Below are 15363 nucleotides of genomic sequence, written 5' to 3' on the forward strand. Positions count from 1 at the left end.
CTGATTCAGCGGCGCCTCATCCATGCGAGTCGGGTCGCGCCTCGAGATGAAATGCAGCCAGGTGCTTGCCCTGGCCATTCTCCGCGATGAGTTTGAATTGGCCGGCCGCTTCGGCGATGCAGTTGAACAGCATGGGCTCCCCCGGGAGCGGCACGTCCTTGCAGGTGGCCAGACACTTGCTGATTCGATAGGCATCGAAGCCAGGGAAATGACGCAGCAGTGAGAACGCATTCCCCGCCAGGAGGGACAAGGGACACAGCGCCCGCACATCGAAGTGGCCAACGAAGTCCTCGCGGGGAAACCCCTCCAGTTCGGCCCGCAGCACCTCACCGGGCTTCGTCCATTCCAGCTTCATCGGTCTCACGGGGTCCCTGTAGGGGCTGGGCTGGCCAGGAGCCCGCACGCCCACTGGTGAGGCATCAGCCCCCTTGATGGCCACGAACGCCGCCTCGGGGAGGGCAATGCACTCCCCATCCATGACCGCGTAGCGCTCGCCATCCTCCGTGAAACACGTCGTGGTCGCCTTGAAGTAGGGAAACTGCTTGCGCTGTTCAATCCGCTCCACGCGCCCCACACAGTGAAAGGAGCCCGACGTGGTCGCCTGGATGGGGAGCACCTGGAGGTCCGCCCTGGCGGCGAGATAGTAGTGCCTGCCCTGACTGGGATTCGCCGCGGCACAGGTCAGCACCCCGTGGACCGCCAGAGTGCGAAGCGCCTCCGAACAGCTCATCAACGTCGTTTCGCCGTATCGCTGCTGCTCCGGCTTGAAGCGACTGTGCAGCACGCCATTGTCCACGACCAGGTCGTAGACATGGACATACGGCGCGGATTCCCCAATGAGGTCGAGTAGATTCGCCATCGAGTCCAGCCTTTCGTGTTCACACCCTGTCATTGGCAACATGTCCAGGAGGTGCATCTCAAGCCAATTGGACTCAGGTCGAATGCGACATCATCCCCAGACAAGCCCACCACCCGCACTCTGCGGGCAAGCGAATGCCATGCATTGGCCCGCATCGACAAACACGCCTACGGGACAACGCGTATGCTGTCCGCTACTTGAGGGGGAGTTGGGCCTCGACGGGGGACGTCACGGGCGCGGCCTCTCGTTTGAAGGAGGCCCACGACAAGGAGACCGCCCTGCCACCTTCGTCGCGTCCGTGAAGGACATCGACGACCCGTTTCACGGTCACCGCCAGCTCGGATGGGCGCACCATGACGAAGCCCCGGAGGCCGCCACGGCCCGTCTCCGCCTCCACCGTGATGACCTCTCGCCACGGGAGCGTGTAGGCATCCACCTGGTCGTTCCAGTGAATCATCGAGCGCTCCACACGCTCCCAGGTGACGACGCCTGGCTCCGGGACTTCGACGGACACCTCGCTCCGCCACTCCTCCGCGTCCGCACGAGCGCGTGACAACGCGAGCGTCGCCGGCAGCGGCTCATCGGAAGGCGGCTGCCCGCGCACACTCACGAAGGCGGTGGCGCTCAGCGCGGCCCCTTCGCCCCGCCCGGCCAGGAGCCTCACCGTGAAGGTCCGGACGTCCTGCGCACGGGTGTCATAGGCATGCGTGACTTCGGGCCCCGACGTGAACGCGGTGCTGCCGTCACCGAAGTCCCAGGCATGACCTGACAGCGACTCGGACTCCGCCGAGACGGCACGAAAGAGGAAGGCCCCATTGGCGCGCTGGATGACGTCGACCCGCAGCTGGCCCTCCTCTCGCGCGGCGCCGTCGTCGTCACAGTCACGGACCTCGATTCGGAGCAGCTCCTCGGCCAGGACGCCCACACGCCGTCCGCCCAGGTCCTTGCACACCTGGAAGCGTACGAAATAGGTGCCCGGCTCGGCGGGCGCGCGCCACTGGAGTCGAGCCCCTGGATGCAGCTCCGCCGCCGCATCCCTTCCCGGCCACACCCAGCGGTAGAGGGCACCTGACTCCGGCGCTCCCCCCACCCTGCCCGCAAGGGAGACCTGCCCACCCGCACAAGCCCAGGGCCGGTCCATCTCCAGGTGCTCGATGAAGGTGCTGGAGGCGAGCACCACCCGCTCCTCGTTCAGCGCCGCCGACAGGGCCTGTCCGGAGACATTGGCGGGAATGGGCGCCGAAGCCGCACGCGCTTCACGGACCTCGGGAGACCGAGGTGCCACCACCGGCGCGCTCGGAACCTCCGGCACCGCCGTCTCCGGGCGCCGGACTTCCCCCACCCCACCGTCACGCGCGGGGAGCACCACCGCCAGGGCCAGCAGCAGCACGGCGACGCCCGTGACGACGGCCACGCGCGTCCGAGAGCGGACTCGAAGAGGTTCGAGCGACATACGTCGGCTTCCGGGTGGCGCTAGAAACCGAAGTCGTTGAGGTGCCGGAAGTACCCCTTCGAGTTCGGCCGGTACCACTGGTCATCCCAGCCCTTGAAGTCGACGTCGTCGAGCAACCGCTCCGTCTTTCCGTTCAACACCACGGAGTTGATGAGAGGAACCCCTGTCGACCCCACGTTGCGGGACACCAGTGGCGCGGACGCCGTGTCCAGGTACTGGGCCACATGGCGACTGCAGTAATCCTGGGCGAAGCACCCACTGTCACAGGTGGCGAGGTTGTTGTACGTCGCGTGTTTGTCCTCGGCGACGTACAGCACGGGCCAGCCACGGTAGGCATTGCGCGCGTCGCGCGTGTCGTATTCGAGCTGCTCGTACGAATACCAGGCGGACGACTCACACACGCTCTTGCGGTGCGCCGACAGATAGACCCAGTCGAGATACCAGCGGCCCCCGGAGTAATGGACCTCGAAGATCTGGAACTCGGGGTCGCCGTCGTGGCCGGTGGTGACACCCGTGTCCTCGAAGAAGGTGTCCAGATAGAAGATGCGCAGCGTCCGCGTCGCGAAGCCCTCGCTCTTCACCGCGAAGTAGGGATGGCGCTCGTAGCCACTCTCTCCCGTGTCGAACCAGAACAGCGGCATGAACCAGCGCGCGACCTGCTGCTCACAGTCGTCATTCAGGCCATCCCGGTCCGAGTCCGTCCCCGTGCCCCAGCAGTTGTCGCCGTAGGGGATGACGGACAACCCATCCGCGCGCGCCCCCGTGGACGCGAAGGCGAGCAACAGGCCCAACGACACGGCGACGCAGCGTGCTGCACGAGCACCCGGGCGGCCTGCCCCACGTCGTTCTCTCGAAGGACTTCGAAGCATTCTCTGTCCACCTGGAAAGATATGAAAGACTCACTTCATACCCTTCCAGGAGGCGGTGCAACACATGGTTCTCACCCCAGGGATTTCTCGTCGTGTCTTCTCATGGATGAATCGGGTCCTGCTGCTCGGAGGCATCCTCACGGGCTGTGGCGGCCCTCTGGAATCCGATGGCGCATTGGAGGCCCAGGCCCAGGCACTGGCCTATCCCAGCGGCGCCGGCAGGACGGTGGTATCGCGGCGCGTCGTCTACAAGAACGCCTCGGGCGCCTATCAGGCGGCGGCCGGCTTCGAGCACTTCCGAGCGGCGGGCGCCTCCGACAGCACGCTCCACGACATCCGCATCGCGGAGGCGGATGCACCTGGCGTGCGAGAAGCGCTCGTCGTCATGTCGGCGGGCCAGAAGATTTCGAGCAGCGGCCACTCCAGTGGCGTCACGGGGCAGTCGTCGAACTGGGACGCGTCCTGCGACAGCGTCTCCTGCCCCAACGTGAGTCTGGACGGCCGCTCACTGGCGATGAAGCTGGACACCCTGGGATGGTTTCCTCGAGGGAAGACCTGGCTGGCCCTGGTCAATGACAGCAACTTCAACCACCTGGACGACAGCGACACGAAGCAGCGCATCGTCAACGGGTTCGTGGGCTGGCTGCTGGCCCAGGTCCGTCCGGAGACGCGCTCCATCTATCTCGCGGGCAGCTCGCGGGGCGGATGTCTGGTGATGCGCCTGGCCCAGGCGCTTCGAGCGAACACGACGCTCGACGGCATCAACATCTATGTGTCGTCGTTCGACGGAGTGTGTCGCAACAGCCAGGACGAACTGGGGACCTTCGACAGCAAGATCAACAACCCCGTGCGGCCCTGGGGCACCTTCTATGGAGCGTGGGCCACGAACCTGACCGCCCAGTTCCCCCGTCGCGACCGGCTCCACATCTTCCATGTGGTGGGAGGCCAGGAGGTCGCCCCCGCCACGGGCATCCGAGCCTTCTCCGGGTACGCCGGCGCCACGCCGCCGTCAACGGGAACGAACCTCGATTGGGGTTGGTACAAGCAGACCTGGGTGAAGTGGAAGCACAAGGAGATTGGCAACCCATACACCGAGCCTGGTGCATCCGAGCAAGCACAAGTCGTATCGGAGACCATCGACGCGCACCTGACGTGGCTCGACGCACGCATCCCCTGAGTCGCCGCCCCGAGCACCGGGTCCCGGCGACTTGACAGGAGGACCGCTGTTCCCTGCACTGCCCTCATGGCCGCGCCTCGTGAATTCCCATCATCCTGGGCGTCTTCGCCGCGTTGGCGCCGGTGCTGGCACACACCGTCGCGGCACCTGATGCGCGGGTACCCATCGGAGCATAAGTTGCAGGGCCCGGAGTAAGGCCCAGGTATTCACAGGGGCATCGGGCTCGTCGAAGTCGTGAGGGAGGCGTCGTGCGCCGTTCTCCAATCGAGGTGACTTTGCTGGGACTGATGACCTGGAGCCTGCTCTCCATCGGCGTGGGATGCTCCGCCCTCGCGGCCACCGAGGAGGACGGCGCCCTGGACGACTCCAGCGCCGCCATCGCGGGCGACACCATCCTCTTCGTGGGCAACAGCTTCACCCACGGGCACGAGGAGCCGGCCTATTCGTACAACAAGGCCGCGGTCACCGACACGAACGGCTCCGGCGTGGGAGGAATCCCTGGCATCTTCAAGAAGCTGACCGTGCAGGCGGGCCTCTCGTTCAATGTCAGCCTTGAAACGGCCAGTGGCCAGACGCTCGGCTGGCATGCCTCCAACAGGGCCGCCATCATCGGCCAGCCGATCTGGACCGCCGTCGTTTTGCAGGAGCAGAGCACGACGCCGCTGCCCACGGCGCGAGGCGGCGCCCCCACGGCCTTCACGGACGCCGCGCGCACCCTGCTCTCACTGGTGCTCTCCAAGAACCCGGCCGCGAACCTGTTCCTGTATGAGACCTGGGCCTCGCCCACGGGCGTGGGCACGCAGGGCTACCCGAGCGGCACCTCGGGGCTGCAGGCGATGCAGACGGACCTGCGTGATTCCTACTTCAAGGCCTCCCGGGACCTGGGCTTCACGGGGGTCGCCCGCGTGGGGGAAGGCTTCCTGCGCGCGGTGGACCAGGGGCTGGCCGACCCGAACCCCGCGGATGGCATCTCCCCGGGCATGTTCAATCTGTGGAGCGCGCAGGACAGCCGTCACTCGAGCAAGTACGGCAGCTACCTGTCCGCGGCGGTGCTGTTCGCCAGGGTGACGCAGGACGACCCCCGAAGTCTCGCCACGGGCGCGGGCAGCGCGGCGGCCGAGCTGGGCATCAGCGCCACCGACGCGGGCAACCTCCACCGCATCGCCCATGAAATCACGACCCAGGCCGAGCCTCCCGTCGGAGGAGGCCCCACGCGCCTTCCCGCTACCCGCGCCACCTTCACGGGCGCGGTGACGGCGGGCACTCCGGCCGTCCTCACCGGCGTGGCCCAGTTGGCGTCGCTCACCACGGCGGAGGGAACCTTCACCCAGCTCGTGGGTGCGACGGCCCAGGGAATCACCGGCGGCAACACGCCGAGCGCCGTGGGCACCGCGCCCGCCAACGCCAACGTGGCCGCCTCCGGCCTGGGCATCCACGACGGCGCGAACAACGTCGGCACGGGCCACTTCCAGTTCGGCACCGCGTTCACCGCGAAGACGCGCTTCTTCATCGTCGACAGCACGACGACTTCCACCACCCTGGGCGACAGCGTCACCGTCACGCTGGTCAACGCATCCAATCAACCCGTGGGCAGCTACTCACTGGCGCTGCTCGCGAGCGACTTCACGCCCTCCGCCGCGGGCACCACGTCCACCGCCCTGGCGACTGTCTCGTACACGAGCGGCGTGGGCAGCATCACCGGCACCCCGCCCGGCACGGTGCAGTCCAAGCTGGGAGCGGTGTCATTCTCCCTGGCGGACCTGGGCGTGAGTGACGTCACGAGCGTCAGCGCCGCCACGGGCCTGCGGCTCTCCAGCGCCACGCTGGACCCGAACATCGTCGGGCTCTACTCCGTGCCTTGAGCAATGAAAGCGCCAGGCGCTCCTCCAACCCGCCGTCACGTCCGCCTCAAGAGCCCCACACGAGGTGGAAGAGAGCCTGGCGAGGAGCCCGCGTGGAGTCGAGCGCGGCTTCCAGTGGAAGGAGCGCCTCCTCGGCGAAGGGGTCCTCCTGGTGGATGAACCCCAGGTCCAGGTCCTCCAGCTCCAACAGCGTCTCCACGGCCTCGGCGAGAGCATCAGGTGAGTCGAACGCGCGGACCTCGTGCTCATCGGCTGGAACCAGCGTGTCGCTGAGGAAGCGGCGATAGCTCACCAGCGTGTCCTGGACGCGCTTGTCGAGAGGGACGCGCGAGAGACACTGTTCGAGCCAGGGGATATGGCTGCGCAGGCTGCCGATAAGCACCTGGTCATGTTCCCCTGTCCGCCGACGCGCCTCGGCCCAGAGAAACCAACGGCCGAAGTCGAGCTGCGCGGCGGGGAGCCGAGGAGAACGGAGGGGCTCCAGGTTGCGCTGGACACGCCCCGCCGTCGTCAGCCGGACAAGAGGGCCGTCCATCGTGACGAGTCCAGCGGAGCGCAGGCGCGCAAGCAGCGCGGACACAGACTCGACCTCGGTGAAGAGCCCGTCATAGGACTCCTGGAGCCGGCCGCAGTCAGGTTGCTCGTGGACCGCGTCGAGTGCGAGCTCCACCTCCGCGTCCTCCACCCAGGGGCCGCGACGACCTTCCGCGTGAGGACAGCCACGCACTTCGACCCCTTCCGGAACGGCGAGGGTGTTTCGTCGGGCGGGGAGGTTCTCCTGTCCCACGGACACGCGGCGCACGGAGGGATGGGGAAAGGCGTCGAACACAGGACGTGCCCCCAGCAGGTGAAGCTCCTGGAGATGGGGCGTCGCGGCGATGAGTGCGTCCCGCACCGTGTCGCTGACCTGCACACCGGGGCCGCTGGGGATGAAGGTGAGCTGAACCAGCCAGGGCCGTGGACGGCTCGCCAGTCGCGCCAGCGCCTGTTCATCACCGCGCACCGTGTAGCGCCGCACGAACGCCCCCAGCGGACTGTCGAGCAGGCCCGGAGGATGGAAGCGGTCATCGCGAAGCGCGTGGATGAAGCCATGCTGGACGAGGTGTCCCGCGCGGGCCGCGAGCGGCTCGCCCAGCCATTCCGCGAGCAGCGCCTGTCGTCGGTGCCGCCAGCCCCGGTCCTCGGGCGTGGGGTTCAGGTCCAGGGCCATCAGCTCGCCACGGGGGTCTCCCCGTTGCTGGAGGAGGTCGGCATGGACGGCCAGGGTCTCCAGGCGCCAGGACGTCACGAGTGACTGCTCGAGCTCGCTCCATTCACTGTCGGATGGCGGTGCCGGAGAGGTGCCATGACGAGTCATGCCTTCAGTCTCGCATGGGGGCGCCGATTACGGCTGGGCGGGCACCACCTGTGCGTCGCGGACCTCCGTGGGCGGGTGGGCGTTGAGCGCCATGTAGATTTCGAACCACGCCAGATACGCGCGCCAGGACGGGTCGCGCTGGTCGATGAGGGAGCGCCGCGCCTTGCCCAGGCGCTCGGGCACATCGAAGGGCATCCGTGTGCTCCCATTCGCCTGCAACTGCGCCGCGAACCAGAGCACGTCCAGTTGACCCGCATCGACGGGTGCATGGGTGCGCGCCACCAGCGCATCCGCGTGCTCCAGCGCCTTGCCCAGCCACCGGGCCGCCAGCGCCGGGTCCTGTCGGTCCACGGCATTCTCGGCCAGCCGCATCTCCGCCAGCGTCACCGCGCGGACGTCCTCATCCCGATCCAACTGGTCGAACTGCTCCAGGAACAGCTCTCGCCGCTGTTCGAGCGAACGGGCGGCGGCATCCAGTCGCCCGAGCCGCGTCTCCGCGTTCGCACGCAGGCCCGCGACGATGATGCGATAGGTGCGCAGCACGTGCTCCGGCGTGGAGCGTGCCCACTTCAGCGAGGCCCTCACCTCCGGAGCTGACAGGTCGCGCTCCACCTGGTCCAGGTCCGCCAACGTCCGCTCGGGCTGGCCCATCCCCAGCGACGAGGCGCAGCGGGCCAGCCTCACCACCAGCCGGTTGCGCAGCCCTTCCTCGTCACGAGCGCTCGCTTCAACGATGGGCAGCTCTCGGTCATAGAGCGCCAACGCACGCTCGAACTTGCCAGCAGCGAGGTTGTAGAGCGCCGCGCGGTCCACCGCGAGCGGGGTGAACCGGGCAAGCCTCGGGGTGGCATCCACCATGGCCAGGGCCTGGTCCGCCGCCTTCGCGGCCTCCTCGTCACGCCCGACATGCAGGAGCACTCGCGCCCGCGCCAGGGAGACGGCCAGCCCCGCCCAGTTGTCCACGTAGGGCAGCTTGTCCCGCTGGTCGAGGTAGCCCAGGGCGATGTGGTAGTTGCCCACCTGGGTGTGCAGCATCCCCAACGCCCCGAGAATCATCGCCTTGTAGCGGACGTTGTTGCGCATCAGGTCCAGGGCGACCATGTAGTGCCGGTTGGCTCGCTCGGCGGCGGCGGGGGCGCGGCTGCGCAGGAAGTCCTCGTGGTGAATGGCGCCCAGGAGGGCCTGCACCGCGCGCTGGTTCTTGAGCTCCGGCCACGCCAGGCGCAGCTCCTGCACGGCCGCCTTCACCGCCAGGGAATGGGCCTTGTCATCCAGCTTGGGGAGCTGGCGCGCCATGACGTAGGCCTTCACGAAGTGCGTGAGCGGCCTGGCCATGCTTGGGGACGTGGTGGTGACCTCCTTCTCCACGACCTCGGGGCTGACGTCGGCGCGCAGGCGCAAGCTCACCGATTCGACTGCGCTCTCCAGAAAGCCCGTCCGCTTCGTCACGAGGTCGAAGTCGGCGCGGGCCTCGTCCTTTCGCTGCCTCGCCAACCGGCGATAGGCGCGGCCCATCAGCGCGCGGCGGAACAACCGCTCGGCCCGGCGACGCTCCTCGGTGCCGGGCGGGGCGTCGTCGACGTACACCGTCGCGAGGGCCTCCAGCACGCCGTCCGCGCCGAGCCCCGACGCACGCTCGACCGCGTCCTGCACCACCGCGCGTCGGCGCAAGGGGTCCTGCTGCTGACGGTAGAACGCCATCAACGCATCCCTCACGGGGCGAGGAGGCCGCTCGTCGTGCACCGCGTTGACGTGTCGCCCCAGCTCCAGGGCGAACGCGTAGGCGGAGCCAGCCGGGGCGGAGGCCAGGGCCTGGGCCATGGCGGCATCCGCCTCCGCATAGGGGCGCCCCCGGTACAGGGCGCTGACGGCGGCGCGCGCGAAGTCCAGCTGGTCATCCGCCGGGAAGACCTTGTGCATGGAGAGCCGGCGTCCCGCTTCGACCAGGGCCTCCCGGTCATCGAGCTTGCGGTACAGCGCGTCCGCCTGGGCGTACCAGGCCTCCAGCACCCCGCGGGGCGTGGTGTCGACAATCCGCGCCTGGGCCGACTCCAGCTCCTGACGGGCCAGCGAGAAGTCCCCCGCGGACTCCGCCAGCTCACTGCGCACGACGTGCTGGAGGACCTCGGTGGGCGGACTGGGCGCGACGGCGGGCGCCAGCGCGGCCATGCGTTTGCGTTCCGCGTCGCTCAGCTCCTCCACCATGCGACCGCGCTCGCGCTCCTTCAGCGCGCGCCGGTGGTCGATGAGGATTCGCAGCGGCTCCTCCAGGCCCGTGGTAGCGGGGTCACTCACCCGCCGCATCTGGTCGGCGTAGAACTCCGCCGCGCCAAAGTCCTCGGAGTCCAGATGGAGCCGGCTCAAGCGCATCATCAACAAACGGCGCACCTTGGGCCGGGCCTCGAGCAACAGGCGGTGGCGGTAGAGCAGGAGCTGGTCGGCGCGCCTGCCAACCATCTTCAGCTCCTCGTTGAGCTGCGGCACCTCCCACGTGCTGGGGACCTGCCCATCCAGTGGCAGTTGATACACATCCAGCGACTGCGCGCGTGAACAGGTCGCGATAAGGGACGCGGACGCGGGCGCGGGGTACTGGCAGTTCCAGGACGCGCTGGTGAGCTGGGTCGGACTGGCGGCGGCGGCCAGCGCGGGCGCGTCGTCGCGCTCCACCTCGAACGGCACCCGGAACAGCACCCCGGTGTCGCTGGCATCAATCATCCCGTCCCCGGTGGAGTCGGTGAAGAACTGCACCACGTACAGGAAGCGCCCATCGCGCGAGAACACCGGCTGCCCGGTCTGTCCCGGCAGGTCCAGGTCCATCGCGATGGGAGTCGCGCCTGGGACGTCCAACCGCAGCGCCTCCAGGTGGGTGGCGGCGCGCGCGGCGAAGCCAGGGCCCACCTGCGTCACGGAGCGCTCGACGGGGACGTACACCAACCAGCGCCCATCGGGCGTGAGCGTGGGGCTGGTCAGGTTGCGCTCGAGCAGCGTCTTCACGCTCCACTCGCGCCCCAGCTCCACCCGCGACAACCGCAGGTCTCCCTGGATGGTGGCGCGGCTCACCAGCGCGATGTGTGACGAATCAATCCACTCCGCCTGCAGCGCGTTGGCCTCCTCGTCGAGACAGCGGCGCTCCTCCGTGCCGGGCAAATCCCTCACACACAACTGGCCTCCGGCCTGATTCCGGAACGAGATGTAGAGCAGCTGTTTCCCGTCGGGGCTGACGCGCGGCCACGTCACCTCGGCGCCTTCGTCGAAGAGGCGGCGCTCGCGGCCCTTCTCCAGGTCTTGCGTGTAGAGCTCGGTCGCGATGTTGCGGTTGGACGCGAAGATCAACGTGTTCTCATCGGGCCCCAACTGCCCGAGGAACTGGTCACCCACGCCCACGGTGAGCCGTGTCGGCATGCGCACACCGCCGTCGTTCTCGTCATCCTGCGCGCTCGCGCCGCTCGCGACGAGCAGGGCCAGCACCAGCAAGCACCGCCCCTGGGGCGTCAGCACTTCTTCTCTCCCCAGGTACCGTCAGCGGCCTCCACCCAGCCACCACAGACCACGCCCTCCGCGTGCATCTGATGCCAGCTCTGGCGCAGCGCCTCTTCTGTCACCGCCGGGCGCACGGTCCGCATCCACTTCCAGAGCTGGAGCCGGGACCGGTTCACCCGCTCCATCAGCGCGACGTCGTCGGACGTCAGACGCCCCGCCTGACAGCGACGACGGGTGTCGACGAGGAGCCCGTCCTTCCCCTCGCCCACGCAGTGGCGCCGCAGCAGCTCGTCCACGCGGTCCGCCTGCGTCCTGCCCAGGTTCTCCACCAGGGGCGTGGGCTGGATGCCCAGCTCCTCCAGTTGGTTGGGCGTGAGCGGCACCGGCGTCGGACTCATGCCCGCGCGCGCGAGCCGCTGCTCCACGTCCTTGAACGAGCCCGAGGCCTGCTCCTCGAGCGCCGTCGCGCGGTCCACCATGACGATTTCCGGGGCGCTGATGCACCCGGGAGCGGCCAGCGCGGCCACCAGCAGCAACCCGCGGTGTTTCATGGCGTGGCCTCCAGGGAGGGAACGGATTTGATGAGCTGATCGACGATGGGCCCCATGGGAATGCCCCGGATGTCGTTGATGCTGAGCAGCTTGGCCAGACCGCCCATGGTGATGCTCAGGCTGCCAAAGCCGTGGTTGAAGCTCACGCGCACGTGCTCCGGATAGCCCAGGCTCAAGGCATAGCGGACCCGGTTGGTGGCGGGGTCCACGTGGCGAGGGTCCTCCAGGTCGAGCAGGTCGAGCAGGTGCCGGTTGCCGATGCGCAGGATTTCCGCGCGGCCGTTGATGCTGCGGTCCTTGGCGGAGATGACCATGGCGGCATTTCCGTCGAAGGGCTCGCCGTGCGAGGACTTCACGCCGGTGGCCCGCACGCGCGCCTCCAGCGTCGACTGCTTTCCCTGCCAGTCCAGGAGCCACTGTCCGGTGATGCGCCCGCCGCGCACGCCCATCTCCAATTGGGTCATGGAGACCACGTGCTGGTTGATGGCCAGGTTGCCCGCCAGCGGTGAGATGGAGACCTGCGGCGTGGTGATGCGGGCCACCGACACGAACCCGCTGCGCGACAGCAAGGGGTGCTGGTCGGCGAACCGCAGCATCGGGTACGGGTTCACGTCGATGTCGTCCAGGAGCCGCACCTGGCCCTCGGTGAACTGGAAGTTCTCCGTGAGCGGGACGTTGCCATCGAGCGCCTCGACGGCGATTCCCTGCTCGGGCAATCGGACATTCACGTTCTGGAACAGCAGGCTGGAGAAGGTCCGGAAGGCCACGAGGTCGGGAGACGCCACCCGGAACTCGACCGCGACCTTGCCGCTGCTCTCCAGGCGACCGGGCTGAGCGAGCTTGGACAGGTCCTGCGACAGTTGTCCCCGCAGCGCCAGGCGTCGGCGCTCCTCGCTGAGGTCCAGCCTGCCTCTCACCTTGAGCTCGGTGCTCGTCCCACCATTGGACAGGAACAGGTCGGGGACATGGATGACGCCCGAGGCCTTGCGGCGCGCGGTGAACGACAACGTCAGGTCCTGCACCGGATAGGGCAGCGCCGGCTTCTGCTCGAGCGTGCGCGCCTTCAGGTTCTGCTTCACCTCGATTTCGTCCGCCTCCCACTGGTCGGAGAAGGTGAAGGTGGCGTCGTGGGACAGGTCCGCGAAGGTGAACCGACGGTCCCGCAGGCCGACCGTGAGCTTCTCCGCGGTCAGGTCGCCGTGGACGCTCCGGCGAGGTCCATCGATGCGCGACTCGACGACCCAGCGCGCCGCGGGAAGGTTGATGGAGAGGGCATCCTCTCGCCAGCGGATGCCGAGCGCGTCCACCACGGCCTTCCCCTCGAAGCCCACGCCCCGCAGCGGAGGAGGCATCAGCCGCACCTCTCCCTCGGAGGTGATGTCCTTGAAGACGCCGAACAGGGTGCCGTGCACGTCGAGCTTCAGCGCGAACTTCGAGGCATCCACCGCCGCGGGCACATGGAACCGGGCCAGGAGCTTTGACAGGGGACCCAGGGGCGGAAGGTCCGCCGTCACATCGCCGCGAAGCGCACGGGCCTTCCGGTCGAAGGACAGCGCGACATCCGCCCCGCCCTTGAGCCCTTCCTTGCTGGTGACGACCAACCGGAGCGCCGGCTTCCGGCGGTCCAGGTCCAGGGTCATGAACTGGTGCTGGGTCCCCACCTCGAGCTCACCGGCGCGCAGCCCTTCGACCCGCGCGTCCAGTTCGCCCTTGTGTCGCCACGCATCTCCCCGTGAGTTGAGCACGAGGGCGATGTTGCTGGCCGTCACGTCGTCCCAGACCGGCCGCTGCACGCGCAGCTCCGTCCGGTGGTCCAGGCGAGGCGAGGGAGAAAAGAGCGCCGTCACCGTGCCCTTGGACGTCAGGTCCACGCCCAGGTCCTTCCAGCCCAGACGCGCGGCGATGTCGTTGGGGATGAAGGGCCGCGCGATGACGAGGTCCGGCGTCTTGAGGGCCAGGGTGTACGCCACGTCGTCCGTTCCCTTGGTGGCATCCAGGGACGCATGCACCGCGCCGACATCGAGCGTCACGCGGGCACGGGCCCGGCTGCGCCCCGGCTCGTCGGGCATCGGGAACACCTCCGACGCGTCCAGCTTCAGGTGCACGGGGCCGTTCAGCACCTCGCGGCCATCCGCCATGACGACCTGGAGCGCGCCCACGGGCAGGTCCGCGCTCAACGCGAAGGGCGGCTCTTTGGCCAACGGGGCTCGGAGCTGGAAGCCCATCCGTTCGGCCTTCGCGTGGACACCGGAGGCACGGACGTCCAGCGCATCCACCGTGGCGGACAGCGTCGCGTCCCCCGCGACCATGAGCGGAGACGAGGGCTCCGGCCGCAGTTGGTGTCCCTTCAGCTCGCCGTGGGCCTTCGGGACTCGCAACGTGGTGGGCCCGTCGACCGCCAGCCCCCGCAGCGCGAAGGTGAGTTGAGCGGACAGCCCCTGCTTCGAATCGGGCGTCGCGACCAGGGAGACGCGTCCATCTCCGAGCGCCACGTGAAGCGCGTCCTGGGCCATCCGGAGCGAGGTGACGTCGACATCGAGCCCGAGCTTGCCCTGGGTGCCCAGGGTCGGCATCGCGCCCAGCGTGACGTCCCGCGCATCCAGGTGCGCCTTGCCTCGTTCGAGGGTGGCGGGTCGCCACTCGGCGGGAACCGCCTGCGACAACCGTCCGAGGTCCACATCCGCCAGGGCCCGCGTCACGACCACGGGCACGTCCGCCGCATCCGGCAGCACCGCCAGGACTTCCACCTGCGCGCTGTCGGTCAGTCGGGTGCGCTCCAGCTCGATGATGCTGTGCCGCTTCTCGGCATCGAACCGCGCCGACACCGCGCCATGCAGCAGGGTGCGAACGGTGAACCGTGAATCGAAGGTCTGCCGCGTGACATCCAGGTCCACCTGGGCGCGAGCGGCCTCGGCCCCTGCCTCCACCGACAGGGCCAGCTCCAGCGCGGCCACCCCCGTGGGAGCGGCGGGGCCTTCACGGCTCACCTCCAGGGGCAGCGGAGCACCGGCCTCGCCCAGCTTCGCGAAGACCTTCCATCTGCCGTCCTGCTCCTTCAGGTCGAGCACGGCCGCGAGCCCGCGCAAGGACCAGCGGTCCACGACCTCGCCGCTCCTGACGCGGACATAGGTCACCGACACGCCCGATACCTCGACCTTCCCGACGGGCGGCGCCGAAGCCAGGAAGGAAGCGAGCTGTTGGGAGGTTCCGAGGGGCGCTTCAGCGGGCAGTGGCTCCGGGGTTGCCTCGGGCTGCGTCAGGAGCGTGAGGGACGTGGGTCCCGCGTCGTCAGCCACCAGGACGACGGCCACGTCCCGCAGGGCCACCCGCTCCACCAGGGTCTTCCCACCGAGGAGCGAGCCCGGCGACCACCGCGCCTCCAGCGTGCCGACGCGCAGCAGCTCGGGCGCCAGGCCTTGAAACGGCGCCGGCGTCCGCACCACCAACCCTTCGAGTCGCAGCCCCGACAGGATGGCGACATGGGCCGTCTGGTAGTCCAGTTGCAACCCCGTGGCCGCTTCCACCCTGGGGAGGAGGCGCTGCTTCACCCAGGGGCGGTCGAGGTTGTGCAGCACCACCCACGCCGTGAGCAGCGCGAGCGCGGGGAGCACGATGAGCAGCAGGAGCGCGCCCGCGACGATTCGAGCCCACCGCCGACGAGGCCTTTCAGCTCTGGGGGATTCCATGGTGCTCGATGAGGGCGAGCGGCCATCATCTCGGGGAGCCTGGGCGAAGTCGAGCACCCGTTGCGGGCA

General features: G+C 68.6%; 9 protein-coding genes. 2 read left to right on the forward strand and 7 right to left on the reverse strand.

All coding sequences use genetic code 11. The features are described 5' to 3' along the window. Positions 1–16 precede the first annotated feature (16 nt). The 3 genes from HUA74_RS34950 to HUA74_RS34960 all read right to left on the reverse strand — a co-directional run bounded on the left by HUA74_RS34950 (position 17) and on the right by HUA74_RS34960 (position 3109). The gene (locus HUA74_RS34950; protein ID WP_174458023.1) at positions 17–859 is read right to left on the reverse strand and encodes a hypothetical protein; all 843 of its coding nucleotides are present in this window, start codon (positions 857–859) and stop codon (positions 17–19) included. Between the two features lie 193 nt (positions 860–1052). Next, positions 1053–2312, reverse strand: coding sequence for a PKD domain-containing protein (locus tag HUA74_RS34955; protein WP_174458024.1), 1260 nt, complete (start codon positions 2310–2312; stop codon positions 1053–1055). A gap of 20 nt (positions 2313–2332) precedes the next feature. Continuing rightward, positions 2333–3109: a hypothetical protein gene (locus HUA74_RS34960; protein WP_174458025.1), complete on the reverse strand. Its 777-nt coding sequence runs from the start codon at positions 3107–3109 to the stop codon at positions 2333–2335. Between the two features lie 178 nt (positions 3110–3287). Between HUA74_RS34960 and HUA74_RS34965 the strand changes: the two genes are divergently transcribed. Both HUA74_RS34965 and HUA74_RS34970 read left to right on the forward strand, forming a co-directional pair. Continuing rightward, the gene (locus HUA74_RS34965; protein ID WP_254625385.1) at positions 3288–4358 is read left to right on the forward strand and encodes a hypothetical protein; all 1071 of its coding nucleotides are present in this window, start codon (positions 3288–3290) and stop codon (positions 4356–4358) included. Between the two features lie 248 nt (positions 4359–4606). Beyond that, on the forward strand, positions 4607–6220 hold the full coding sequence (locus HUA74_RS34970) for a cell division protein FtsK (RefSeq protein WP_371817354.1): 1614 nt from the start codon (positions 4607–4609) through the stop codon (positions 6218–6220). Between the two features lie 46 nt (positions 6221–6266). On the opposite strand, the gene HUA74_RS34975 is transcribed toward HUA74_RS34970, so the two are convergent. The 4 genes from HUA74_RS34975 to HUA74_RS34990 all read right to left on the reverse strand — a co-directional run bounded on the left by HUA74_RS34975 (position 6267) and on the right by HUA74_RS34990 (position 15294). Further along, positions 6267–7508, reverse strand: a complete 1242-nt coding sequence (locus HUA74_RS34975) for a hypothetical protein (RefSeq protein ID WP_174458027.1) — start codon at positions 7506–7508, stop codon at positions 6267–6269. Positions 7509–7604: 96 nt separating this feature from the next. After that, positions 7605–11075 carry a PD40 domain-containing protein gene (locus tag HUA74_RS34980; protein WP_174458028.1) on the reverse strand — a complete coding sequence of 1157 codons (3471 nt, stop codon included), beginning with the start codon at positions 11073–11075 and terminating at the stop codon, positions 7605–7607. Further along, positions 11069–11608: a DUF1318 domain-containing protein gene (locus HUA74_RS34985; protein ID WP_141641522.1), complete on the reverse strand. Its 540-nt coding sequence runs from the start codon at positions 11606–11608 to the stop codon at positions 11069–11071. The genes HUA74_RS34980 and HUA74_RS34985 overlap by 7 nt, the downstream gene beginning before the upstream one ends. Continuing rightward, complete coding sequence (locus HUA74_RS34990; protein WP_174458029.1) at positions 11605–15294, reverse strand: hypothetical protein; 3690 nt, start codon at positions 15292–15294, stop codon at positions 11605–11607. The genes HUA74_RS34985 and HUA74_RS34990 overlap by 4 nt, the downstream gene beginning before the upstream one ends. Between the last annotated feature and the right edge of the window lie 69 nt (positions 15295–15363).

This window comes from Myxococcus sp. CA051A, from assembly GCF_013336705.1.
Classification (GTDB): Bacteria; Myxococcota; Myxococcia; order Myxococcales; family Myxococcaceae; genus Myxococcus; species Myxococcus llanfairpwllgwyngyllgogerychwyrndrobwllllantysiliogogogochensis.